General features: G+C 70.5%; 22 protein-coding genes. 11 read left to right on the top strand and 11 right to left on the bottom strand.

All coding sequences use genetic code 11. The annotated features are described in order from the left end of the window. Positions 1-3 precede the first annotated feature (3 nt). Complete coding sequence (locus HNR67_RS25955; RefSeq protein ID WP_185004829.1) at positions 4-561, bottom strand: GNAT family N-acetyltransferase; 558 nt, start codon at positions 559-561, stop codon at positions 4-6. A 71-nt stretch (positions 562-632) separates the two neighbouring features. Between HNR67_RS25955 and HNR67_RS25950 the strand changes: the two genes are divergently transcribed. Beyond that, the gene (locus HNR67_RS25950) at positions 633-1,469 is read left to right on the top strand and encodes a serine hydrolase (RefSeq protein ID WP_185004828.1); all 837 of its coding nucleotides are present in this window, start codon (positions 633-635) and stop codon (positions 1,467-1,469) included. A gap of 235 nt (positions 1,470-1,704) precedes the next feature. Here the strand turns inward: HNR67_RS25950 and HNR67_RS25945 are convergent, their stop codons facing one another. The 3 genes from HNR67_RS25945 to HNR67_RS25940 are packed head-to-tail and all read right to left on the bottom strand — an operon-like array spanning position 1,705 to position 3,324. After that, positions 1,705-2,439 carry a metallophosphoesterase family protein gene (locus HNR67_RS25945; protein WP_185004827.1) on the bottom strand — a complete coding sequence of 245 codons (735 nt, stop codon included), beginning with the start codon at positions 2,437-2,439 and terminating at the stop codon, positions 1,705-1,707. Next, on the bottom strand, positions 2,436-2,693 hold the full coding sequence (locus HNR67_RS44860; protein WP_312988056.1) for a BON domain-containing protein: 258 nt from the start codon (positions 2,691-2,693) through the stop codon (positions 2,436-2,438). Before HNR67_RS44860 ends, HNR67_RS25945 begins: the two co-directional genes overlap by 4 nt. Next, positions 2,665-3,324, bottom strand: coding sequence for a nucleotidyltransferase family protein (locus HNR67_RS25940; protein WP_246492595.1), 660 nt, complete (start codon positions 3,322-3,324; stop codon positions 2,665-2,667). The genes HNR67_RS44860 and HNR67_RS25940 overlap by 29 nt, the downstream gene beginning before the upstream one ends. 98 nt (positions 3,325-3,422) lie before the next feature. On the opposite strand from HNR67_RS25940, the gene HNR67_RS25935 reads away from it, so the two are divergent. Together HNR67_RS25935 and HNR67_RS25930 are read left to right on the top strand one after the other, a co-directional pair. Beyond that, on the top strand, positions 3,423-4,172 hold the full coding sequence (locus HNR67_RS25935; protein ID WP_185004826.1) for a class I SAM-dependent methyltransferase: 750 nt from the start codon (positions 3,423-3,425) through the stop codon (positions 4,170-4,172). After that, the gene (locus HNR67_RS25930) at positions 4,159-6,174 is read left to right on the top strand and encodes an ATP-binding protein (RefSeq protein ID WP_185004825.1); all 2,016 of its coding nucleotides are present in this window, start codon (positions 4,159-4,161) and stop codon (positions 6,172-6,174) included. The genes HNR67_RS25935 and HNR67_RS25930 overlap by 14 nt, the downstream gene beginning before the upstream one ends. Here HNR67_RS25930 and HNR67_RS25925 read toward each other — a convergent pair. From HNR67_RS25925 to HNR67_RS25910, 4 genes are all read right to left on the bottom strand, one after another. Beyond that, positions 6,148-6,795: a maleylpyruvate isomerase family mycothiol-dependent enzyme gene (locus HNR67_RS25925; RefSeq protein ID WP_185004824.1), complete on the bottom strand. Its 648-nt coding sequence runs from the start codon at positions 6,793-6,795 to the stop codon at positions 6,148-6,150. The two genes, HNR67_RS25930 and HNR67_RS25925, sit on opposite strands and share 27 nt — an antisense overlap. Continuing rightward, entirely contained in the window at positions 6,785-8,044 is a 1,260-nt protein-coding gene (locus HNR67_RS25920; RefSeq protein WP_185004823.1) for an RNA polymerase sigma factor, read from the bottom strand. Before HNR67_RS25920 ends, HNR67_RS25925 begins: the two co-directional genes overlap by 11 nt. A gap of 5 nt (positions 8,045-8,049) precedes the next feature. Further along, positions 8,050-8,391 carry a YciI family protein gene (locus HNR67_RS25915; protein WP_185004822.1) on the bottom strand — a complete coding sequence of 114 codons (342 nt, stop codon included), beginning with the start codon at positions 8,389-8,391 and terminating at the stop codon, positions 8,050-8,052. A 96-nt stretch (positions 8,392-8,487) separates the two neighbouring features. Further along, positions 8,488-8,967: a hypothetical protein gene (locus HNR67_RS25910; protein ID WP_185004821.1), complete on the bottom strand. Its 480-nt coding sequence runs from the start codon at positions 8,965-8,967 to the stop codon at positions 8,488-8,490. An 83-nt stretch (positions 8,968-9,050) separates the two neighbouring features. Between HNR67_RS25910 and HNR67_RS25905 the strand changes: the two genes are divergently transcribed. From HNR67_RS25905 to HNR67_RS25880, 6 genes are all read left to right on the top strand, one after another. After that, the gene (locus tag HNR67_RS25905; protein WP_185004820.1) at positions 9,051-9,848 is read left to right on the top strand and encodes an ArsR/SmtB family transcription factor; all 798 of its coding nucleotides are present in this window, start codon (positions 9,051-9,053) and stop codon (positions 9,846-9,848) included. Between the two features lie 1,683 nt (positions 9,849-11,531). Beyond that, positions 11,532-12,557 (top strand): FecCD family ABC transporter permease, encoded by a 1,026-nt coding sequence (locus HNR67_RS25900; RefSeq protein WP_312988052.1) that lies wholly within the window; start codon positions 11,532-11,534, stop codon positions 12,555-12,557. Next, positions 12,554-13,330 (top strand): ABC transporter ATP-binding protein, encoded by a 777-nt coding sequence (locus HNR67_RS25895; RefSeq protein WP_185004819.1) that lies wholly within the window; start codon positions 12,554-12,556, stop codon positions 13,328-13,330. The genes HNR67_RS25900 and HNR67_RS25895 overlap by 4 nt, the downstream gene beginning before the upstream one ends. Next, positions 13,327-14,364 carry an ABC transporter substrate-binding protein gene (locus HNR67_RS25890; protein WP_185004818.1) on the top strand — a complete coding sequence of 346 codons (1,038 nt, stop codon included), beginning with the start codon at positions 13,327-13,329 and terminating at the stop codon, positions 14,362-14,364. Before HNR67_RS25895 ends, HNR67_RS25890 begins: the two co-directional genes overlap by 4 nt. 33 nt (positions 14,365-14,397) lie before the next feature. Then, complete coding sequence (locus HNR67_RS25885; RefSeq protein WP_185004817.1) at positions 14,398-14,640, top strand: Rv0909 family putative TA system antitoxin; 243 nt, start codon at positions 14,398-14,400, stop codon at positions 14,638-14,640. Positions 14,641-14,657: 17 nt separating this feature from the next. Continuing rightward, positions 14,658-18,146, top strand: a complete 3,489-nt coding sequence (locus tag HNR67_RS25880) for a TM0106 family RecB-like putative nuclease (RefSeq protein WP_185004816.1) — start codon at positions 14,658-14,660, stop codon at positions 18,144-18,146. Here the strand turns inward: HNR67_RS25880 and HNR67_RS46360 are convergent. Continuing rightward, a complete protein-coding gene (locus HNR67_RS46360) occupies positions 18,136-19,314 on the bottom strand; it encodes a cytochrome P450 (RefSeq protein ID WP_185004815.1) in 1,179 nt (392 codons plus the stop codon). The two genes, HNR67_RS25880 and HNR67_RS46360, sit on opposite strands and share 11 nt — an antisense overlap. Before the next feature lie 471 nt (positions 19,315-19,785). Beyond that, entirely contained in the window at positions 19,786-19,956 is a 171-nt protein-coding gene (locus tag HNR67_RS25870; protein ID WP_185004814.1) for a hypothetical protein, read from the bottom strand. A gap of 254 nt (positions 19,957-20,210) precedes the next feature. On the opposite strand from HNR67_RS25870, the gene HNR67_RS25865 reads away from it, so the two are divergent. Continuing rightward, positions 20,211-20,462 carry a hypothetical protein gene (locus tag HNR67_RS25865; RefSeq protein ID WP_185004813.1) on the top strand — a complete coding sequence of 84 codons (252 nt, stop codon included), beginning with the start codon at positions 20,211-20,213 and terminating at the stop codon, positions 20,460-20,462. A gap of 521 nt (positions 20,463-20,983) precedes the next feature. Beyond that, positions 20,984-22,237 (top strand): glycoside hydrolase family 88/105 protein, encoded by a 1,254-nt coding sequence (locus tag HNR67_RS25860; RefSeq protein ID WP_312988048.1) that lies wholly within the window; start codon positions 20,984-20,986, stop codon positions 22,235-22,237. A gap of 50 nt (positions 22,238-22,287) precedes the next feature. Here HNR67_RS25860 and HNR67_RS25855 read toward each other — a convergent pair whose 3' ends face one another. Next, positions 22,288-23,520: an alginate lyase family protein gene (locus tag HNR67_RS25855; RefSeq protein WP_185004812.1), complete on the bottom strand. Its 1,233-nt coding sequence runs from the start codon at positions 23,518-23,520 to the stop codon at positions 22,288-22,290. Between the last annotated feature and the right edge of the window lie 141 nt (positions 23,521-23,661).

Here is a 23,661-nt window from a genome sequence, read left to right as displayed (position 1 = left end):
GAGTCAGGGTTGGGTGGTCGAGGCCGACCACTCCTCCCTGGTCAGCTGGTACTCCACGTCGCCCTGCTCGCTGCCCTCGATCTCCTCACCGTCCCAGTCGGCGAAGAAGGTCCGGGCGAACCGCAGCCCGGCCTTCTCCATCACCCGCCGCGACCCCGCGTTCACCGCCATGGTGTTCGCGGTGACCACCCGGACCCCATGCTCCCGGAACGCCTTGTCCACCAACGCGATCGACCCCTCACTCGCCAGGCCCTGACCCCAGGCCGCGGTGGCGAGGCGGTAGCCGAGTTCGACGACCGTCGAGTCGGCCTCGCTGGGATACAGCTCGAACCAGCCGAGGAACTCGCCGGTCTCGCGGCGCCGGGCGATCCAGTAACCGAGGCCACGCGGGTAGCGGGCGCTCATCCTGCTGGTGAAACCCGCCTCGGTCTCGGCCGGGCTCTTGGGCGCGCTGAGGTAGCGCATCACCTCGGGGTCGCCGTGCAACGCGATGACGTCGGGGAGGTCTGCGGGCGCCGGGACGGTGAGGACCAGGCGTTCGGTGGTCAGGAAGATCGCCATGGGGTCAGTGTCCGCGATCGGGCAACTGATTTCCGTTGCAACCGGGTTCATGCTTTCGGCGTAAAGAGGGCATGCGAGTACGTCTGTGGCTGCCGGTGGGGCTGGTTGTCGCGGTGGTGGCCACGGTGCTGATCACCTCGTTCGGGCGCGATCCGTGGCGGACCGGGTGCACCGGGCCGCTGACCGCACCGGGGAATCCGACCGGGTCGGCGGCCGCGGTACGCAAGGCGGTGGACGAGTCCGCCCGCGGGGCGAGTATCGGCTACGAGGTGGTCGACCTATCCTCCTGCCAGGTGGTGGCCGGGGTCAACGCGCAACAGCGGTTCGCCTCGGCCTCGGTGGTGAAACTGCTGATCGCGCTGGACGCGCTGGAACGCCAGGGCGAGGCCGCCGAGGACCTGGTCGAGCGGATGCTCACGGTCAGCGACGACAACGCGGCCAGCGCCCTGTGGACCGCGCAGGGCGGACCGCAGATCGTGCAGCGGATGGCCGACAAGCTCAAGCTGGGCGGGGTGCGGCCGCCGAAGAAGGCCGGGCAGTGGGGCGACACCCAGCTCACCGCGCACGACGTCGCGCTGGTGTACCGGCACATCTCCGCGGTGGCCTCCCGGGAACACCGCCAGCTGCTGACCACGTCGATGGCCGCGGCACCGCGGACCGCGGCGGACGGCTTCGACCAGCACTTCGGCATCCCGGACGGTCTGCAAGGCGCCCGATGGGCGATCAAACAGGGCTGGGGCAGCAGCGCGGAGCGGACCATGGTGCACACCACCGGCCTGGTCGGCGGCGATCACCAGTACGTGGTGGTGCTGCTCACCAGCTGGCCGGAGGGCATGGACCGGCGGGCCGCGGGCCGGGCCCTGACCGCGGGCATCGGCCGGGTCAGCGAACCGGTATCGCCTGCCTGACCCGGCTCGGCCCTGCCTGACCACAGCGGCGGTCGTGCCGCCCCCGGTGGTGAGCGGGGGCGGCACGACCGGTTTCCCGCGGGCGGTGACCGGGCCCTGCTTCCCGGTCACGCGCTCCTCTCGGTTGGCCTCACCGTCCCAGTAGGACGGTTCGTCACGCACTCATCGGCTACCCGCCCCGCCCGACCGGAAACCTGCTGCCACAAAGAAAATCACCCAACCGCATCGGCACCGCCTACACCGAGGTGGCCGCGACCGCCGGTTCCAGGCAGTACACCTGGTAGGCGCTCTTGATCACCGGCTGGGCCACGTTGCGCACCCGCACCCCGCCAGGGGTACTGCCGTGCTCGGTGCCGAAGTGGGCGTGCCCGTGCACGGCCAGATCGGCGCCCGCGCTGTCGATGGCCTCGGCCAGCAGGTAGGACCCCAGGAACGGATAGATCTCCGGCGGCTCACCCTTGAGCGTGTCGGTCACCGGTGAGTAGTGGGTCAGCGCGACCTTCACATCGCAGTCCAGGCCGTGCAGCGCGTCGGCGAGCCGCTCGGCGATCCCGTTGGTGTGGTTGATGAACGCCTTCATCTCCCGCTCCCCGAACGCACTGCCGCACTTCCCGGCGAACCCGCCGCCGAAACCCTTCACCCCGGCCACACCCAGCCTGCACCCGCCCAGCTCCAGCGTGACCGCCTCGCCCTCCAGCACCGTGATGCCGTGCCCGGTGAGCAGTTCGGCGACCTGCTCGGGCACGTCGGCGTGGTGGTCGTGGTTGCCCAGCACCGCCAGCACCGGCACCGCCAGGTCGGCGAACTCCTCGGCCACCACCTGGGCCTCCTCCAGGCTGCCGTGCTTGGTCAGATCACCCGCCAGCAACAGCACGTCGGCGCACTCGCCCAGCTGTTCCAGGGCGGGCCGTAGGTGTCCGGCGGCGTCCGGTCCCAGGTGCACGTCGCCGACCGCGGCTATCCGGATCACCGCAACTCCTCCCGTCCAACCGGGGCGGCCGCACCGGCCACGTGGGTCTCGTTGTGCACCACCAGATCCGGCGCCACCTCCCCGATCACCTCGTCCAGACCACGCCTGCGCGCCTCACTGGCCACCTCGCCGACCAGGAACACGTGCTGCCCGCGCACGGTGACCCTGACCCCCTGCTCGGCGGTGCGGGGGTCCTCCACCAGCGCCCGGCGCAGCCGGCTGACCTCATACTGCGGTGTTCGCGCTTCGTTCACCCTGTCCTCCTCGCTGGCCGAGCGCGCCGAGTGCCGGGGCGATCCGCAGTCGCTTGGCCAGCAACAGGAATGCCTCGGCGTACGGCGAGCCCGCGGTGTCGGTGGCGACCCGTTCCCAGTCGACCTGTTCCCGCAACGCCCTGGCCATCGGCAGCAACTCGGTGAAGTCACACCGATGCGGCCCGAGCACCAAAAGCTTGTCCACCACCAGATCGGTGGCCCGTGCCACCGGCGCGGTGACCGAGCCGACCCGCAGGTCCTCGGCGGCGGCGAGCTGTTCCGCGGTGACCGGCCGGTCGTTGGGCCGGAAGATCAGGTCGATCAACCGGTCCCCGTCATAGGCCTTGAGCAGCCAGTCCTCCGGCGGCTGCGCCCCGCGCATCCCGTTGTCCATCAACGCCTGCACCGCACGGCGGGCGTCCTCGACGGTGACCAGCAGATCGATGTCGTGATCGGAGGCCGCCCCACCCCGCGCGTACACCGCGGCGCCACCGGTGACCGCGAACGGGATGTCCTGGCCGCGCAACGTGGTCACCACCTTGACCAGGGTGCGCAGCAACGCCTCCGGATCGGCGGTGGGCGGCTGGTCCGGTGGGTCCTCCAGGGGTAACGGCGGCAGGTCGTCGGCCATCGCTGCTCCAGTGCTGACCATGCAGCCCGGATACCCACCTATCCCCGGCTCACACCTCCGGACTGCACTAGGATTGACCTGCGGAAAGGGGGATCCGGATGGACCGGGACATTCGCGATGTGGACGATGTGCTCCGGCTGCTGGACGGCCTGTTCGCCCGCGAGGCGGACCGCTGGACCAGCCAGGCGGGCTCCACCTGGTGGGACGACTTCTACGCCGACCGGGACAAGCCGGTGCCGTTCTTCGTGGCCAAACCCGACGAGAACCTGGCCTCCTACCTCGACCGCGGCCTGATCACCCCCGGCCGGGCCCTGGACCTGGGCTGCGGACCGGGCCGCAACGCCGTGCACCTGGCCACCGCGGGCTTCACCGTGGACGCCATCGACCTCTCCCCCACCGCCCTGGACTGGGCCCGCGACCGAGCCCGCGAAGCCGAGGCCGACGTCAATTTCCTTTGCGGGGACGCCTTTTCCACCGAGCTGACCGGCCCGTACGACCTGATCTACGACTCCGGCTGCCTGCACCACCTGCCCCCGCACCGCCGGATCAGCTACCTCGCCCTGCTCCACCGGCTACTCACCCCCGGCGGACACTTCGCGCTGACCTGTTTCGCTTCCGGCGCAATGGGTTCCGAGCTGTCCGACACCGAGCTGTACCACCAGGGCGGCCTCGGCGGCGGACTCGCCTTCACCCCCGAGTCGCTGCGCTGGATCTTCGCCGACCTCACCGAAGTCGAACTCCGCCGCATGCACGACGAACCCGCCGACTCCCCCAGCTTCGGCGAACCCTTCCTCTGGACCGCGTTGTTCCGCCGACCCACTACAGTCAACCCGCGTGACGCACAGTAACGACAACGCGGGCTCGGTCGGCGGCCACCTGATCCAGGCCGCCTCGATCACCGGCGACATCCACCTGGGCGCCACCCCACCGCCGATCCCCCGCCAACTCCCACCCGCCCCGACCAGCTTCGTCGGCCGCACCCCGGAACTCACCGCCCTCACCAACGCGCTGGGCGGCAACGCGACCGTGGCCATCACCGCACTGGCCGGCACCGGCGGCATCGGCAAAACCGCACTCGCCCTGCACTGGGCCCACCAGCGACTCGAGGACTTCCCGGACGGCCAACTCTTCGTCGACCTCCGCGGCTTCAGCCCCGACAGCGAACCCCTCGCCCCCGAAACCGCCGTCCACGGCTTCCTGGACGCCCTCGGCCAGGACCCGGCCCACCAGCCCGCCGACCCGTTCGCGCACTACCGCAGCCTGGTCGCGGGCAAACGCCTGCTGATCATCCTGGACAACGCCGTGGACACCGCCCAGGTCGTCCCGCTGCTCCCGGGCAGCCCGACCTGCACAGTGCTGGTCACCAGCCGCAACCACCTCCCCGGTCTGATCGGCGCACACGGAGCCCAGCACGTCGCCCTGGACGTCCTCCCCCGACAGGCCGCGCACGAACTGCTCGCCACCCGCCTAGGCCACGCCGACCCGGCTGACCTGCGTGAACTCGGCGAACTCTGCGGCGGCCTGCCCCTGGCGCTCACCATCGTCGCCGGACGCGCCCGCATCCAGCCGCACCTGCCGCTGTCCGAGGTCATCGCCGAACTCCGCGACACCGGCCTGGACGAGGACGACCCGACCGCCAGCGTCACCGCCGTCCTGTCCTGGTCCCACCGCGCCCTCAGCGTCGAACAGGCCCGTGTGTTCGGCCTGCTCGGCATCGCCCCCGGCCCCGATATCAGCCTGCCCGCCGCCACCGCGCTGGCTGGTTCCCCCGACACCCGCCGCACCCTGCGCGCCCTGGAACAGGCATCCCTGATCCACCGGGACACGGCCAACCGGTGGCGCATGCACGACCTGGTCCGCAAGTTCGCCGCCACCGTGGCCATCGACCGGGACCTGACCGGGCTCACCGACTTCTACCTGCACACCGCCCTGGCCGCCCACCACCACCTCGACCAACTCCACGTGCACCCCCTGCCACCCGGCCCACCCCGCACCCCACCGCTGGAACTACCCGACGAACAGGCCGCCCTGACCTGGTTCGACGCCGAACACCCCGGCCTGCTCACCGCCCTGCACCTCGGCGATCCCCTGCTGACCTGGCAACTCGCCTGGGCCCTGACCACCTTCCAGCAGCGCCGCGGCCACCAGCACGACCACCACACCACCTGGGCCCTCGGCCTGGCCGCCGCCGACCAGCTCGACCACGCCGAAGCCCGCCACACCGCGCTCCGGCTACTCGGCCGCGCCTGCCTACGCCTCGGCCAGCCCCGGGAAGCACTCGACCACCTGCGCCGCGCGGTCGAACTGGCCACCGAAGCCAACGACCTCGCCGGTCAAGCCCACGCCCAGCGCGCGCTCGCGCTCGCCTGGCAGGCCCTGGGTGATCACCAGCGGGCCCTGGAAGCCGCCACCCACGCCCTGGACGCCTTCGAGCAGCTCAACGCACCGGAGTGGCGGGCCAAGGCGCTCAAGGGCTACGGCTGGCACCTGGTCAACCTCGGCCTGGAACTCAAGGCCGTCGACTACTTCACCACCGCACTGGCGCTCTCCCGCACCCACGACTACCGGGACGGCGAAGCCGGCGCCCTGCACAGCCTCGGCAGCATCGCGCTGAAACTGGGCCGCCACCACGAGGCCATCGACTACCTGCACCAAGCCCTGGCCCAGTACCGGGAACTCGGCGACACCTACGAACAGGCCGACATCCTGCGCCGCCTGGGCAGTGCGCACACCGCCCTCGGCCAGACCGGGCAGGCGGCCACCGCCTGGCGCGAATCCCTTGTCCTGCACCAGGCCCAGCACCGGCACCAGCAGGTCAACTGGCTACTGGCCCGCCTGGGCGAAGGCTGAGGCCAGCCGCTCCGCACCCGCCCCCGTCAAGCCCGCCAGCCCCGCCGCCCGCCCGGTCGCCAGCAACAACAGCTCCCCCACCGGCCCACGCACCTCGTCAGCCCCCTCCCCCGAGGTCCACTCGACATCCGTGGCGACCAGGCGCATCCCGCGGAACCGCTTGCGCGCACCGTAGAACGGGCTCTTCATGACGTGCTCCAGCGCCGGAACCGTCGGCTCCACCGGCATCGCCAGCACCCGCCCCAGCGGCCGCGCGATGTCCTGGGCGTGCACCAACGCGTCCGTCAACGGGTCCAGCAAACCCGAACCGGGCGTGCGCTTGGCCGACCCCGCGTGCTCCCGCACCTGCACGATCAACTCCGCCGGAGTGAACCGGGCCGCCCGCTCGATGGCCAGGGTCGCCTCCATCCGGTCGAAGTCGCCGCGGGCCCGGATCGCGGCCTTGACCAGGCCGCCGAAGGTCATCCGGGTGGAGATGGTCATGTGCGCGGCGACCTCGTAGACCGTCCACTCCGGACAGAGCGAACGGGACTGCCACTCGGCTTCGGGCAGGCTCTCCAGGAAGTCGGCCAGGCGCAGGCGCTGCCGGCAGGTCCAGTCCAGGATCTGGTCACGGTCCATGGTCTTTGCCCTCCAGGGCGACAAGTCGGTCGCGCAGGTGTGCGCGGTCGGGTTCCGAGCCAGCCAGTTCCAGGGCTTCCCGGTAGGCGGTGGCGGCCTCTTCGGTGCGGCCCAGGCGTTCCAGGAGGTCCGCGCGGGCCAGCGGGTACAGGTGGTAGCCGCGGAGTTTCGGCTCCCCGGCGAGTTCGTCCAGCAGCGCCAGACCGGCGGCGGGGCCGTCCCGCATGGCCACCGCGGCCGCCCGGTTCAACTCCACCACCGGCGACGGCATGATCGTGAGCAGCACGTCGTAGAGGGCCACGATCTGCGGCCAGTCGGTGCTCGCGAAGTCGGCGGCCTCATCGTGCAGCGCGGCGATCGCGGCCTGCACCCCGTACCGGCCGGGCGGGCCGCCGGACAGCGCGGCGACCACCAGCGGCTCGCCCTCGGCGATCATCGCCCGGTCCCAGCGCGACCGGTCCTGATCGGCCAGCAACATCAGCTCGCCGTACATGCCGGTGCGCGCCGCCCGGCGGGCGTGGGTCAGCAGCAGCAACGCGAGCAGCCCGGTCACCTCCCGTTCGCCGGGCAGCAGCCGGTGCAGGATCCGGGCCAGCCGGATCGCCTCCTCGGCCAGGTCCAGGCGCTGCAACTCCGGCCCGGAGCTGGCCGCGTAGCCCTCGGTGAAGATCGAGTACAGCACCTGCAGGACCCCGGGCAGCCGCTCCGGCAACTCGTCCGCGCCCGGCACCCGGAACGGGATGCGCGCCTCCCGGATCTTCTTCTTCGCGCGCACGATCCGCTGCGCCATCGTGGCCGGCGGCACCAGGTAGGCCCGTGCCACCTCCGGCGTGGTCAGCCCGGCCAGGCAGCGCAAGGTCAGCGCGCCGCGGTCCTCCGCGGGCAGCGCCGGGTGCGCGCAGGTGAAGAACAACTGCAACCGGTCATCCGGCAGGTCCCCACCGCGATCCGCCGGCGGGGCCGGGTCGGCGCGGTCGGCTTCGACCTGCAGGATGGCCAGCCGGGCCGCGTAGGCCTGGTCCCGCCGCAGCCGGTCCACCGCCTTGCGCCGTGCCGTGGTCAGCAACCACGCGCCGGGCTTGTGCGGCACCCCGTCGACGGGCCAGTGCGTCAGCGCGGCCTCGATCGCCTCCGCGGCGACCTCCTCGGCCAGGTCGAGATCGCCGAAACGGCGCACCAGGGAGGCCAGCAGCCTGCCGTGCTCCTCCCGGAAAATCGACTCGACCGAGGAGGACGCCTGCTCGCTCATCGCGATCAGTTCCCGAAGTCCGCGACCGGCCGCACCACGACCGCCCCGCCACCCCGGGAGCCGGGGCAGCGCGCCGCCCACTTCAGCGCCTCGTCCAGGTCGGCGACGTCGATGATGTCGTACCCGCCGAGCACCTCCCGGGTCTCGGCGAACGGCCCGTCGGTGACCGTGCGCTCCCCCGAGGCGCCGACCTGCACCGTCGTCGCCGTCACCAGGTCGGCCAGCGCGTGCCCGCTGACCCACACCCCCGAGTCCTTGAGTTCCTTCGCATAGGCCACCCAGTCCTCGAAGGTGCAGCCGTTGTCCGCGTCCTTGTCCGCGGCCATGATCATCAACATGTACTTCACCGTGGTGCTCCCGTCAGTTCTGGTGCTGGCGTACACCATGACGACGAACGGCCACCGGCGATATCGACACGCCCAGGAGATTTTCCCGCTGACCCGTCAGAGGCGGTCGCCGGGACCGAGCCGGCGCGGCGGGTAGTAGCCGTCGAAGTCCTTGGGGTCGGCGGGGTTCGAGCTGGTGTGCAGCTGGTCGGGGAAGACCACCACCGCGGTGGTGCGGGTGAGGTCGAAGCCCTCGGCCGGGCCGAACCACTGGTCGTCGATGCCGGGGTGGTGGATGCCCGCGCACAGGATGACCACCCGGTTCGCGTCGATCGCGCAGGCCAGCAGTTCGACCCGCACCTCAGGTGCGGTGCCGCTGAACCGGTAGCGGTAGTTGACCGCGGGCCCCCGCTCTGGGACCTGCGGATGCGGCCGGACCTCCCAGCCAAGGATCTCCGCGGTCATCGGATAGGTCCGCTCGCCCCGGACCACGGTGACCTTCTGCCCCGGCGTCCCCAGTCTGGGTGGTTCCGGCGCCCCGCACCCGGCCAGTCCGGCGAGCAGCACAACACCGATCAGCAGTGATCCCCCACGCACGGTCCAAGCCTAGTGGTTGACATGCAGCCGTTTGGCTGCCTATGGTTCAGGCAGCCAAACGGCTGCATGTGCGAGAGGATGCGATGGACGAGGTGTTCAAGGCACTGGCCGATCCCAGTCGCCGCCGGTTACTGGACAGCCTGAACAGCCGGAACGGGCAGACCCTGCGGGAGCTGTGCGCCGGGCTGGACATGGCCCGCCAGTCCGTCAGCAAGCACCTGGCGGTGCTGGCCGCGGCCGAACTGGTCACCACCCAATGGCGCGGCCGGGAGAAGTTGCACTACCTCAACGCCGCCCCGATCAACGCCATCGCCGACCGCTGGATCACCCACTACCACCGACCACGCGCCCAAGCGCTGGCCGACCTGAAAACCGCATTGGAGCAAGGACCCATGGACCCCTTCGTCTACACCACCTACATCCGCACCACCCCCGAACAACTCTGGGCGGCCCTCACCACCCCGTCCTTCACCCAGCAATACTGGGGCGCCACCCTGGAATCAGACTGGCGCCCCGGCTCCACCATCACCTGGACCCAGGGCGACTGGTCCCACACCGACCCCGACCAGGTAGTCCTGGAAGCCAACCCCCACACCCGCCTCGCCTACACCTGGCACACCTTCACCCCCGACTTCGCCCCCAGCGTCGGCCTGGACGCGGACCTGGGCGCGAAACTCGCGGCAGAGCCACGGTCGAAGGCGAGCTTCGACATCGAGCCACTGGGCGAGCTGGTGAAGCTGACGGTGACCCATGACGGGTTCGCGCCGGACTCGGTGCTGCGAGGGATGATCACCGAGGGCTGGTCGCACATCATCGCCAACCTGAAGACGTTGCTGGAGACGGGGTCGGTGTTGCCGGAGCCGGCGGCGCAGGACGCCTGAGTGTGGGCACTTGAGTCTGGGCACCTGACGCGGCTTGGCCAGGGCAGCGCCGCCTCGCTTGCGAGGCCCTGGCCTGCTTGATTCGGGGGTGGGGGCCGGGATGTGTGGGGTGGCGGGATGTGCGGGCTGGTGCGGGATTTGGGCTGGCGGGGATTCGGGCTTGGTGGGATGTTCGGCGGGGTGGGCTGGGTTGGGCACGGTCCGGGTGAGTTCGTTCCGCGCGGGAGTGGCTGGGGCGGGGTTGGTAGGGGCAGCTGGTCGGGGCAAGTTGGTCGATGGAGTTGGTCGCGAGAGTTGGTCGGGGTAGTGCGAGGTCGTCCTGCAATCGGTGCTGGTCCGGCCTGCGTTGCTCCCGGCAGTGTTGCTGCGGTCAGAGTTCGTCGTTGCTGCGGTCAGAGTTCGTCTGGTCGGCGCCGGTTTGGCGTTACCAGGTCGGTTCTGTGTTCGCCAGGGTTCGCGCGGGTTTTGTGTTTGGCTCGCCCGAACAGGTTAGTTTCACTTGACACTGAAGTTATCGTAAGCAGCAACAGGGCATGCTTGACCTGGTCGCATTGCCTCGGCGCCGAGGACAGCTCCGGAACTGCGGCAGGCAGCCTGCGGCTGTTTGCCAAGAGATAAATGGCTCGGGGAACTTTGGGCGCTGATCGTTTCGTTCCGCAGAAAGAAGCGGTGCGCGGGGCGGGACACGGCGAGGCGAGCACCGGGTGGTCACGCATAGGAGATAGGGACTAGGCCCGAGGCAGGGACGGGCCCGGTGACATCGCGGCAGGCGCGACATCGGCGATGCAGGCAGGCCACCGGGAGCGGGCAGGCCACCAGGGACCTGGGCGCGCACTCACCTCGACCCGGCCCCACTCATCCCCGAGCGCGTCCCCCCGGGGCACGAGCGCGAGCGCCATCGCGCGATCAGGAACGCGCGATCAGGAACGTCGGCCACCAGCCACCGTCACCGCGCGGGCTGAGCGCAGGCCGAGCGCGGGTCAACGTCACCGCCCGCCCGCAGCTCCACGGGGCGGGGCCGGTGCGTGAACGTCCGTGAACGGCAGCCCTTCCGCTCCCCCACGAGCCCAGCCCACCCGCACGCCGCGCGCGATCTGCCCGCCGCCCGCGATCGCGACCCGAGCAACGCCACCGCACGGCCAGCACCCCGCCCGAAACTCCCACCCAAACTCCCTCCGCACTGACCCGCCTGACCCGGGAGCCCCGCCCCCAGCGACCCTCCCCGCCTCCTGCCAGCCCGCGCCCTCCCCCGCCCGCTCACGGCCGTTCACGCAACCGGCCCTCCCTGCCGTGGCAGCTGGCTGCGGACTGACCCTCCCAGCCCCGGCGGCCCGTCGCGGGCAGCCCGTCCCGGACCGCGACCCTCCCCGCCCGAGCAACCCGACCCAAGCAGCCCGTCGCGCCCACCCTCCATGCACGCTCACCACTCCTATCGCCCTCACCGCCCTCCCGGTAGCCTGTGCCTTCGCCCCTCCACCCTTCACTTTCACTCCCCACTGAACCCATCATGCCCACCAACCACAAACTTTGACCCCCACCCCACCTGTGCCTACGATGCGCTCGCCTTGTCGACGACAACGGGAATCCGACACCTTCGGAGCGGTCGCGCCACTGTGAAGCCAGACCCCGTGCCGTCCACACCGCCACCTAGCGGGCCGCGTCAGCCCGGGGAGGTTCCACCTCGTGCGTCGTTCCCGGACCGGGTTGGTCCTGCTCGCGCCGACGGCGTTGCTGCTGGTCGCGGCCGCCTTCTCCGCCTCCGTCGGCGCTGAGCAACTCCCCCTGGGCGCCGTGCTCGGCGCGCGGCTCACCGGTTCTCCCGGCGCCGACCTCACCTTCGACACCATCGTGTGGAACCTGCGTGTTCCGCGCAGTCTGCTCGCCCTGGTCGTCGGCGCCGGGCTGGCGGTGGCCGGGGTGGCGGTCCAGACACTGGTGCGTAATCCGCTGGCCGATCCCTACCTGCTCGGGGTGTCCTCCGGGGCGGGGGTGGGGGCTACCGCGGTGATCACCTCGGGGTTGTTCGCGGGGGCCGGGGTGTGGGCGTTGTCGGCGGGGGCCTTGGTCGGGGCGCTTGGGGCGGCGGCTTTGGTGTTCGCGATCGCGGCGGCGCAGGGTGGGTTGACGCCGTTGCGGTTGGTGCTCACCGGGACGGTGCTGGGGTCGGCGTTCTCCGCGATGGCCAGTTATCTGGTGTTCCGGAGTGCGGAGCCTGGGGCCGCCGAGTCGGTGTTGTTCTGGCTGCTGGGCAGTCTGGCCGGCGCGGACTGGGATCGGCTGGGGTTGCCGCTCGTGGTGGTGCTGGTCCTGGGGGCGTTGTTGCTGGCTGGGAGTGGGTGGCTGGACGCGTTGGCCATGGGGCCGGACACCGCGGCGGGGCTGGGGGTGCCGGTCCGGGTTTTGCGGAACTCGTTGTTCGTCGGACTGGCGGTGCTGGTCGGGGTGCTGGTGGCGGTCTCTGGCGGGATCGGGTTCGTGGGGCTGGTGATTCCGCACATCGCGCGGCTGCTGGTGGGGGCGCGGCATCGGGCCATGTTGCCGGTGGCGGCGGTGACGGGGGCGTTGTTCCTGCTGTGTGTGGACATGGCGGCGCGGGTGCTGGTCCGGCCGGTGGAGGTGCCGTTGAGCGTGGTCACCGGACTCATCGGCGCGCCGGTGTTCCTGCTGTTGCTGGGGCGGCGGCGGTACCGGTTCGGGAGCGAGGGATGAGGCTTCGGGCATCAGGGCTGGACTGCGCGATCGGTGGGCGGACCATCCTGCGCGGGGTCGATCTCGCCGTCGAACCCGGTGAGGTGCTGGGATTTGTCGGGCCCAACGGGAGCGGCAAGTCCACGCTGCTGCGGGTGCTGGCCGGGATCCGGGCACCCGCGGCCGGGCGGATCCTCCTGGACGGCCAGCCGCTCTCGGCGCTGTCCGCTCGGCAACGGGCGCGGCGGATCGCCATGGTGGGGCAGGAAGAGGAACTGCCCGCGGATCTGCTTGTCGGCGAACTCGTCGCGCTCGGGCTGGTCCCGCATCGCGCGCCCTGGGCCGGAGGCGACCGGCGAGAACGTGAGACCGTCCGAAAAGCACTGTCCACAGTAGACCTGGAAGACGCCGTGGACCGGCCGGTGGAACAGCTCTCCGGTGGTGAACGACGCCGGGTGCTGCTCGCCCGCGGACTCGCCCAGGACGCGCCGTTGCTGGTGCTGGACGAACCCACCAACCACCTCGACATCCGGCACCAGCTGCACCTCCTGGACCTGGTCCGCGGGCTGGACCGGACCGTGCTGCTGGCCCTGCACGACCTCAACCTGGCCGCCGACGTCTGTGACCGCGTGGTGGTCCTGCACAACGGCGAGGCCCGCCCCGCCGCCGTCCCGGCCGAAGCCCTGACCCCGTCGCTGGTGCGCGAGGTCTTCGGGGTCAGGGCCACCCGGGTCACCCACCCGGACACCGGGCGACCGCATCTGCTGTTCACCCCCACCCTGGAGCGCCCATGAGCCGTCCCATCCCCCTGCTGATCGGCGCCGTCGCGCTGCTGGCCCTGCCCGCCTGCGGCGGCGGCCCGGCCGCGCAGCCCGGCGCGGGCACCATCAGCATCACCAACTGCGGCAGCCAGGTCAGCTTCCCCGCCCCTGCCAAGCGGTTGTTCGTCAACGACGGCAACCTGATCGCGATGACCCTCGCCCTCGGCGCGCAGGAACAGATCGCGGCGGTCTCCAGCGTGCAGCGGGACGCCCCCACCCTCAAACGGCACTACGGCGACCTGGTCGACAAGCTCAACTCGGTCTCCCCCGAGTACCCGGCCCGGGAAACCGTGCTCGCCCAGCGCCCGGACGTCATGGTGGCGGGCTGGAGCTACGGCTACGCCGAGGAGAAGCAGCTCACCCCGGCCACCCTGCGCCAGCAGAACGTGGCGGCCTACGTGCTCACCGAGAGCTGCCGCCAGGCCGACGGCAAGGCCGCTCGCGGCGTGATCGAACCCTGGCAGGCGCTGCGCGAGGACCTGGCCAACCTCGGCAAGATCACCGGCCGCACGGCCGAGGCGGACAAGGTCACCGCCGATCTGGACGCCCGGCTCAAGACCCTGCGCGAAGCACCGAAACCGGCCAAGGCGCCCACCGTGTTCCTCTTCGACAGCGGCACCGACAGCGTGTACTCCAGCGGCCGCTTCGGCGCGCCCGAGGCGATCATCAGCGACGCCGGCGCGCGCAACGCGCTCGCCGATGTGGACGACACCTGGACCAAGGTCTCCTGGGAACGGGTCGCCGCGGCCAGACCGGACGCCTTCCTGTTCGTGGACTACCCGCCGCAGAGCTACGCCGACAAGGTCGCGCTGCTCAAGGCCCGCGCCGGGATCAACGAGCTGCCCGCGGTCAAGGAGAACCGGTTCCTCAACCTGCCCTACGCGCTGTGGACCTCCGGGCCGCTCAACATCGACGCCGCCGAACAGGTCCGCAAGGCCCTGGAAGGCTGGCAGCTGGTGCCCGCCTCCACCGTCACCCCGAAGTTTGACGACCGGCCAGGGAACTGAGCACATCCGCCGATCCGATGGCACGATGGCGGCATGAGCTTCCTGGACAAGGCGAAAGAGCTGGCTGAGCAGGCCAAGGAGAAGGCGGCCGAGTTCGCGCAGAGCCCCGCTGGGGACAAGGCGCGCGAACTCGCCGCCAAGGGTGTGGACGCCGCGGCCAGCGGGATCGACAAGGTCACCGGTGGCAAGTACACCGACAAGATCGAAACCGTCAGCAACAAGGTCGAGGGTTTTCTGGACAAGGACGGCAAGCCGGAGGGTGACGCCAAACCCTGACCCGGCAGACTGACCTGATGCTGCGGACCGATCACGGGCTCGTCCACTCCCCGACCGACCTGGTCGACCTCATGGAGTGCGGGCACCGCAGCAGGCTCAACCAGGCCCTCGCGCTCGGCCTGCCCGGCGCGCCCGCGCCCGAACGCGGATCCGAGGCCCTGGTCGCCAAGCACGGCCTCGCGCACGAGCAGGCCGTGCTGGAACGGCTGAAACGACGGTACGGGGCCGGGGTGGTCGAGATCGACACCCCGGCGCCGACGCCGGCGGCGCTGACCGCGGCCGCCGAACGCACCCGGCAGGCCCTCACCGCCGGGGCTCCGGTGGTCTACCAGGGCGTGTTCTACGACGGGGAGTTCTCCGGCCGCGCCGACTTCCTCATCGCCACCGAGGACGGCGGCTACGAACCACACGACGCCAAACTCGCCCGGCACGCCCGTCCCTCCGCCGTGCTGCAGCTGACCGCCTACGCGCACGCGCTCACCCAGGCCGGGTTCACCGCCGGGCCGCTGATGCACCTGCTGCTCGGCGACGGCAGCGCGCATTCCCTGCGGGTACAGGAATTCCTGCCGCTGCTGGCCCACCTGCGGGACCGTCTGCGCACCCGGCTCAGCGAACCGGCCACACTGCCCGAGCGGCTCTGGGACGACGAGCGTCCGGCCTGTACGACCTGCCGGTTCGCCCAGCACTGCGCCCAGGGCCGTTCGGCCGCCCGGGATCTGTCCCTGGTCGCGGGCATGCGCACCGATCAGCGGCGCAAACTGGCCGCCGCCGGGATCGGCACCATCGAGGCACTGGCCGCGGCCACCGAGAACGAACGCCCGCCCACGCTGTCCACGGCCACCTTCACCGGGTTGCGCGCCCAGGCCACCCTCCAGGTACAGCAGGACCTCACCCGCACCCCGGAGGACCCGATCGGCAAGGTCTCCTACGAGATCGTCGCCCCGGACGAGCTGGCCGGGCTGCCGCGACCCAGTCCGGGCGACGTGTTCTTCGACATGGAGGGCGATCCGTTCGCACTGGACTCCGACGGGCTGGAGTACCTCTTCGGCGCGATCACCCTCACCCCCGGCGGCCTGGAGGAGTTCACCCCGTTCTGGGCGCACAGCCGAGTGCAGGAGAAACGCGCGTTCGAGTCCTTTGTGGACTTCGTGACCGAGCGGCTGGCCGAGCACCCGGACCTGCACGTCTACCACTACGCGCCCTATGAGACCAACGCGCTGAAGAAACTGGCCGCGCTGCACGGCACCCGGGAGGAGGAGGTCGACACGCTGCTGCGCGGCGGGGTCCTCGTTGACCTGTACACCGTGGTGCGCAAGGGACTCCGGGTATCCCAGCGGTCCTACTCGATCAAGTACCTGGAACCGTTGTACATGCCCGAATCCCGGGCCGGGGACGTGCAGAACGCGGTGTCCAGCATCGAGGCATACGAGGACTACCTCACCCTGACCGAGGTCGGCGACACCGCCCGCGCGGCCGCGGTGCTGCGCGGTATCGCCGACTACAACGAGTACGACTGCGTGTCCACCAACCGCCTTTACCGCTTCCTCCTCGACATCCGCGCCGAAGCCGGGATCGAACCGGCCCCGCCGGTCGATCCGTCCACTTTGGACGCCGCGATCGATTCCGCGGCCGATGAGCTGGCCGCGCAACGCCGCGCCGAACGCGCCGCGAAACTCGCCGCCCTGGTCGACCCGCTGATGGCGGAGCTGCCGGAGAATCCGGCCGCCTTCACCCCCGACCACCGCACCCGGTCCCTGCTGGCCGCCTCGGTCGGCTACCACCGGCGGGAGACCAACCCGGCGTGGTGGGAGTTCTTCCGCCAGGTCGCCGCCCCGCTCACCGATCTGGAGTCCGACAACACCTGCGCCGTGCCGGTGTCAGTGTCCACACAGGACTGGACCGCGCCGTCGGGGCGGGTGCGCAACGCCAAACGCGAGGTCCGGCTGGCCTGCGACCCGGACCGGCCGCACCCGTTCGCCCCCGGCGACACCGTGCGCCTGCTCTACCCCGGCCACCGCACCAGGGACGCCCTGGTCGTCGACGCCGGGGCCGATGGCCTCACTGTGCAGGAGAGCGCGAAACCCGCCGAACTCGAGGGTTTCGACGGCCGCCCCGCCGCGGTGCTGCCCGGCAGTCCGGTGCGGCCCAGTCCCAAGGACGAGGCAGTGGCCGACCTGGCCCGGATCACCGTGGACACCCTGCCGGTGCTGCCCGCGCACCCCGGACTGGACCTACTGCGCCGCAGACCGCGTCTGCGCGGTGACCGGGATCTGCCCTCCCCCAACGACTTCGGTGGCGATCTGGTGGCCACCGTGATCGCCGCCGTGGACGCCCTGGACGGCTCCACCCTGGCCGTGCAGGGCCCGCCGGGTGCGGGCAAGACCTACCTCGCGGGGCGGTTGATCGCGCACCTGGTCGCCAACGGGCGCAGCGTCGGGGTGACCTCCAACAGCCACAAGGCGGTCGAGAACGTGCTCACCGCGGCCCGCGGCGCGGCCAGGGCGACCGGGGTGGCGCTGCCGATGGCCAAGCGCCCCAAGAAAACCCCCGAACCGGACTGCCTGTGGGAGCAGCCCAAGTCCAACAACGACCTGGCCCGCTGGCGGGAGGAACAGGGCGGCGGTCACCTGGTCGGCGGCACCGCGTGGACCTTCGCCAACGCCGCGCTGCGCGCCCAGCCCTTCGACGTGCTGATCATCGACGAGGCCGGTCAGTTCGCCCTCGCCGACGCCCTCGCGGTCTCGCTGTGCACGCGGAACCTGGTGCTGCTGGGCGATCCGCAGCAACTCCCCCAGGTCGTGCAGGGCACCCACCCGGCCGGGGCGGACGCCTCCGCGCTCGGCCACCTCATCGGCGCCGCCGACGTCATGCCGCCCGCGCTCGGCTACTTCCTGGACCAGTCCCGCCGCATGCACCCCGCGGTCTGCCAGCCCATCTCGAACCTGTCCTACGCCGGTCTGCTGCACGCCCACCCCAGCGCCGCCGGACGCGGGATCGACGGCGTGGCACCGGGTCTGCACCTGCGCCAGGTCGACCACCGGCACAACCTGGCCTCCTCCCCCGAGGAAGCCGCGGTCATCGTCGAACTCACCCGCGACCTGCTCGGCCGCACCTGGACCGATGGGGAGCAGAGCAGGCCGCTCACCGAGTCCGACATCCTGGTGGTGGCCCCGTACAACCTGCAGGTCCGGGTGGTCCGGCGCGCGCTGGAACGCGCCGGCTACCCGGACGTGCGGGTCGGCACCGTGGACAAGTTCCAGGGCCAGGAAGCCCCGGTGGTTCTGGCCACCATGACCAGCTCGGCCGCCGCCGACCTGCCACGCGGACTCGACTTCCTGTTGTCCCGCAACCGGTTGAACGTCGCCCTCTCCCGCGCCCAGGTGCTGGCAGTGCTGATCTGCTCACCACGGCTGGTCGAGGCCGACATCCGCAACGTCGAACACATGCGCCTGGTCGCCGGGATGCTCGGCCTGCTCGCCGACGCCCGGCCCTGGCCTACCAGATGACCGGCAACCCGTCCACGCCACCGCCCAGCTTCACCGCCTCCGGATCCACGTTCATCGGGATCTCGTCCACCGGGACGGTCAGCGCCAGCCCCGGCAGCCGGGCGATGAGCGCGCCGAAGGTCTCGCTGAGCTGGACCTTGGCCAGCGGGGCGCCGATGCAGTGGCTGATGCCGTGGCTGAAGGCCAGGTGCGGGTTGGGGGTGCGGGTGATGTCGAAGCGCTCGGAGTCGGGGAAGACGAGTTCGTCGTAGTTGGCCGAGTAGTGGTCGCACAGCACGAGTTCGCCCGCGCGGATGGTGATCCCGGCGATCTCGATGTCGGATTCGGCGTAGCGCGGCATCACCGACTCCACCACCTGCCCCATCCGCAACACCTCGTCCACCGCGGTCTCGATCAGCCCCGGATCGCCCACGAGCAGATCCCGCTGCTCCGGGTGCGCGGCGAACAGCCCGATGCCCACGCTCTGCACACCGGGGGTGACCAGGAACGGGAAGCTGATCGTGGACACCAGCGACACGATCTGCTCCACCGGCACCCCCGCCTCGGCCAGCGCGGTGATGATGTCCGGCCCCGGATGCTCCATCCGCCAGGTCACCGCCTCGACCAGGTGCCCGAAGACCGCGCCCACCGACGCCTCGTCGTCCACGGCCAGCAGCAGGCTGATGAAGGTCCGCTCGTCCGGCACACCCAGCAGATCGCTCAGCACGCCGTGGGAGAGCGGCAGCGAGAACTCGCTGTGCAGATCGGCGGGCGAACCCCGCTCGATGAGCTGGTCCAGCAGGGTGTGCACGCGGGCGCGGATGCCTTCGCGCAGCACGGCCACCCGGCGGGCGGAGAACAACGGGGTCAGTGCGGACCGGAAGTCCCGGTGCAGTTGATTGGCCTCGGTGAAATCGGTGCCGAGCAGGTTGTAGTCGAACACCGGACTGTCCACATAACGCGGCCGGTTGGCCGGATCCGGATGCGCGTTTTCCAGGCGCCCGTCCAGCAACAGCTTTTTGAGTTCCGCATGCCTGCTCACCAGCCACGCCTCGTCCCCGGCCCGGGTCCGGACCTTGGTGATCGGCGCCCGCGACTGGAGTTCCCGGAGCACCGGGTCCAGCCTGCCGACCACGGGCTGCGTGCACAGCAGCAGCGGTAGTTCCTCCAGGTTCGGCGCAGTCGTCACTCCGGCAGCCTCCAGCTCGGTTACGGATGGCGGTTCGAAACCGTTGCGATGAGAAGTTACCTACCCGAATTGCCGGAATTCACTGGTTTGTGTCGTGTTAATGTCACGCGCCAGATTCGGCGCACCACAGAAATTCGGCGGCGTCAACCGAGGTGGATGGCCAGAACCCGCCATTGGGGTTTAATCCGTTGATCGCGGGGGGGGCGGCGCTGTTGGCGGGTGCTGAATTGTGGTCCTTGTGGCAGGACGGGTAAGGGCATGCCAGCGGGCGAGGGCACGTCCGTGGGTTGGGCGCGGATCGGGCGCGGGTGATGGCGCGTCGTCCGCGACCCGGGTGCCGTGCGGGCCGGATCTGGGTCGTGGACGGCGAACCACACCACGCGGACCGGCCCGAGGTGCGGTCAGAACCCGCGAAGGCCGGGCCGACCTGGCTCGGCTGGCCTGGCCCGGCTGACCTGGCGCCGTGGCAGCTCAGGCAGGTGGCAGCTCCGTCATGGGGTCCAGCAGGTGGATCAGGGACTTGCCGAGGCGGATCCGGCTGCCCGCCACCAGCGTGTCTCGGGCGGGCGGTTCGGTCAGCACGGCCTCGTGGGGTTCGGCGAACTGGGGCTGGATGCCCGCACCGGGTCCGGTGCCGGGCATGGCCGAGCATCCGGCGGACGGGCGGACGAGCGGACGCAGGCCCCCGGACCTGCACGCCCGCCGACGCGCCGCACACCGATCGCCAGCGGGCGAGGCTGGCGACGAGGTCGGTGGCGAGATCGGCCTCCAGGCCCCGGGCGCAGATCCGCCGGGTGCGGATCCGCGGAGCAGGCCAGCCACCCCACGGTGGCCAGCGCATCTCCCTGCCGCTTTCCTTGATCACCGCAATGGCGCGTTCTGGCACACTGAGGGGCATGTCGACTTCTCGGCTCGCCACCGTACGCGGGCGGGCATTGCGCTGTCTGATCTGCGGGGACCGGGAGTTCAGGTCCCGTGAGGTGAAGCTCAACACCACCGGCGCGGAGTTCCTGGGCCTGGCGTGGGCCAACCGGTCGGCACTCGCCCTGGTCTGCGATTCGTGTGGCTACGCGCATCTGTTCACGGGCAAGCACCCGGAGCCGTGGGACCCGGCGCAGGGATACCCGGCCGGCACCGTGACCGACTGACCACCTGCCAGGCGCCGGTCTGGGCGGGCCACCTGCCCTGCGAGATGGCGGCCCACCTGCCAGATGCTGGGCTCGGCGTCAGCTGTGCCTGCTTCCAGCTCGGCGGCACCTGTTCATGCTTCCGGCTGCGCGGCACCGGATCCTGCTTCCGGCTCGGCCGCGCCCGTGCCCGTTTCTGGGATCCGGGGTCCGTCGGCCTGTTTCCACGATGCTTCCGGGCTCGGTGCCGTTGCGTGGGACCGGCTCGACGGTCGCCTCTCCCCCGCCCCGCGCACCGCTTCTTTCTGCGGAACGAAACGATCAGCGCCGGAAGTTCCCCGAGCGACACATCACTTGGCGAACAGTCCCAGCCCAGCGTCCCCGCCCAGGTCACCGGCCCCAACGATACCCCCAAGGGGCGCTGAGCAGAAAAGCCGCGTCAGGTGTAGACGGGTGGGTCTGGGTGAGGTAGGCGTGCGGGGCCGGGCTCAGCCGGGGGGTGTGGCGATCTTCGGGTGGTTGAGGGTTGGCCGCCTTTTCGCGTGATTGACAGGCTGTTCTGGGGGCTGTTCTACTCGTTTTGTCTTTCCTGTTGGCGCCGCCGCCGTATCAGCCCATACGACGACGGAGATCGCCTCATGCGAAATGTTCAGCCCGCTGAACCCTCCCGCCGCACATTCCTGCTCGGCACACTCGGGGCGCTCGCGGCCGCTCCCCTGTTGCCTGGTACCGCTTTTGCCGCGCCGGACTGGTCGGTGTCGGTGGTCGACTCGACGATGGCCCGGTTCACACCTACCACCCTGGGTGGGTGGACCTATGAGCGTGGGCTTTACCTCTACGGGCAGTACCTGGTGTACAAGCGGACGGGGAACGCGCGTTATCTCGACTATGTCCGGCAGTGGATGGACCGGCATGTCGATGCCAACGGCAACTTCGCCAATCGGCTCAACGACCTGGACGCCTTCCGGCCTGGCTACCTGTTGCCGTTGCTGCACCAGGAAACCGGGCAGCAGCGGTACAAAATCGCGGCTGATCGGATCCGGGACCGCTTTCCGAGTTATCCCCGTACCAGTGACGGTGGGATGTGGCATGCCACCGGCAAGGTCGGCGAGCTGTGGGCGGACGGGGTGTACATGGCCCAGCCGTTCATCGCCTTGCACTCCCAGCGGTACGGCCAGACCTACGGTTTCGACGAGTCGACCCGGAACATGCTGACCTATCACGCCAGGTTGAAGGCGCCGAGTGGGTTGCTGTTCCACGCCTATGACGCGGACGGGTCGGCTGGGTGGGCGCCGGATCCGCATCGGCACTCCGCGCATCACTGGGCGCGGGCTATCGGGTGGTACGCGATGGCGGCGATGGACATCCTGGATGTGTTGCCTGCCAACCATTCTCGGCGGGCCGCACTGTTGGACACGGTGCGGCAGCTCGCGGTGGCGTTGCAGCGGTTCCAGGATCCGGCCAGTGGGCGGTGGTTCCAGGTGGTTGATCGGGGTAGTACCGCGGGGAACTGGACCGAGACCTCGGCTTCGGCGATGTTCACCTTCATGCTCTCGCGTGGGGTGGAGAAGGGGTATCTGGATCCGGGCTTCCGCGCGGTGGCGGCCAAGGGGTATCAGGGGGTGCTGCAACGGATCTCGCTGGGGACCGATGGGCGGACGAATCTGCGGGAGATCTGTGTCGGCACCGGGCCGGGTGATCTCAACTACTACTTCAACCGGCCACGTAGCACGAATGATCTGCATGGTCTCGGGGCGTTCCTGATCATGAACGAGCAGTTGTCGCGGGCTGGGTAAGCGCTTGCCGCGCCCGTCCCTCGGCGGAGGGGCGGGCGCGGGCAGCCGGGTCAGGCCGGGTTGTTGGCGTGGGTGAGGGTTTGCCAGGCGACGAAGAGGATGTTGGTGCCTGCCGGGCGCCGGGATTCCACCAGGCGCTGGGTGTTGGCCATGGTGTGGCCCATCCGGTTGGCCAGGGCGTTGTAGCCGACCTCGGAGACCGGGCCGACGCCGCGCTTGATGTTGCCGCCGCACAGCCAGCTCGGTGCCGCCTCGCCGAGTTCGTACTTGGCGTGGAAGCCCAGCGCGTGCCGCAGCCGGTCGCCGATCTCCGGGTACAGGTCCTGGCCCTGGTGCCGGGTGGTCTCGGCGAAGTTGGCGATGCTGGCCAGGCCGTAGCCGGTGTGGGTGAAGTCGCGGCAGGTCTCCTGGCTCAGGCCGTCCACGAAGGTGGACTGGTTGTGCCAGTAGCGGATGATCTCCTCCCTGGTGTCGATGCCGCTGCCCACCGGGCCCTTGGCGTAGGCGCCGTCACCGGTGACGTAGAGGAAGGCGGGCACCCGCTGGCGGAACTTGGTCACCGCGCGGTCGTAGGCGCTCCGGTCCTCCAGGAACACCGCGATGCCGATGGAGGCCTCCATCATGGTGAGTTCCCAGTTGCCGTTGCTGGTGGCGTGGCCGTTGATCACCTTGGGCAGGTAGACGTTGCGCAGCATGGTGCTGAACCGGGTCACCCCGGCCGCCGCCCAGCCGCCGCCGGTGTGCCGGATGATCTCCGCGGCCTTGGCCCAGGACACCCCGGCCCAGGCGGTCTGCAGCGGGGCGTTGCTGTTGGTGTGGTCGCGGATGGTAGCCGACCAGGCGTCCATGATCTGGATCGCCTTGGTGGCGTAACGCTGATCCCTGGTGATGTACCAGTTCAACGCGTTGGTGTAGGCCGCGATGGCGTCCTGCCGCTCATCGGTGCAGCCCAGGTTCGGGTTCGAGTACGGACCGCACTCGACCACGGCCCTCGGTTTCGGATTTCGGGACAGCGAGGCGAGGGCATGCCCGTTCATCTGGTCATAGGCGGCCTTCCACGGCTGCGCGCCGGCCTGGACCCGGCCCCGCACGAAATCGAGCTGACCCCGGCTGACGTACACACCGGGGTGGGTGAAGGTGGGTGGGGCCAGGGCGGCCGCCGGGGCTCCGGTGGCGGCCGGTGCGGGTTCCGCGAGCGTAGGCGAGGCGCCTGCCAGCAGGAACGATGCGGTGAACGAGGCGAGCGCGGCGACGATTGTCCGGCGTCGATGCTGGGCGGTCATCGGTCTCCTCAGGGATGGATACCCGGGTCGCGCGTCGCGGCGAGAAGCGCGGATAACGCAAACGATGGTGTGGTCCAGACCACGTCGGGGTCAATACGCCGATATTCGTAAATCCCCGGAAAACGGCAACGCCTTAGTTCA

The organism is Crossiella cryophila, assembly GCF_014204915.1.
GTDB lineage: Bacteria > Actinomycetota > Actinomycetes > Mycobacteriales > Pseudonocardiaceae > Crossiella > Crossiella cryophila.
This window is presented reverse-complemented; position numbering and strand designations above follow the sequence as displayed.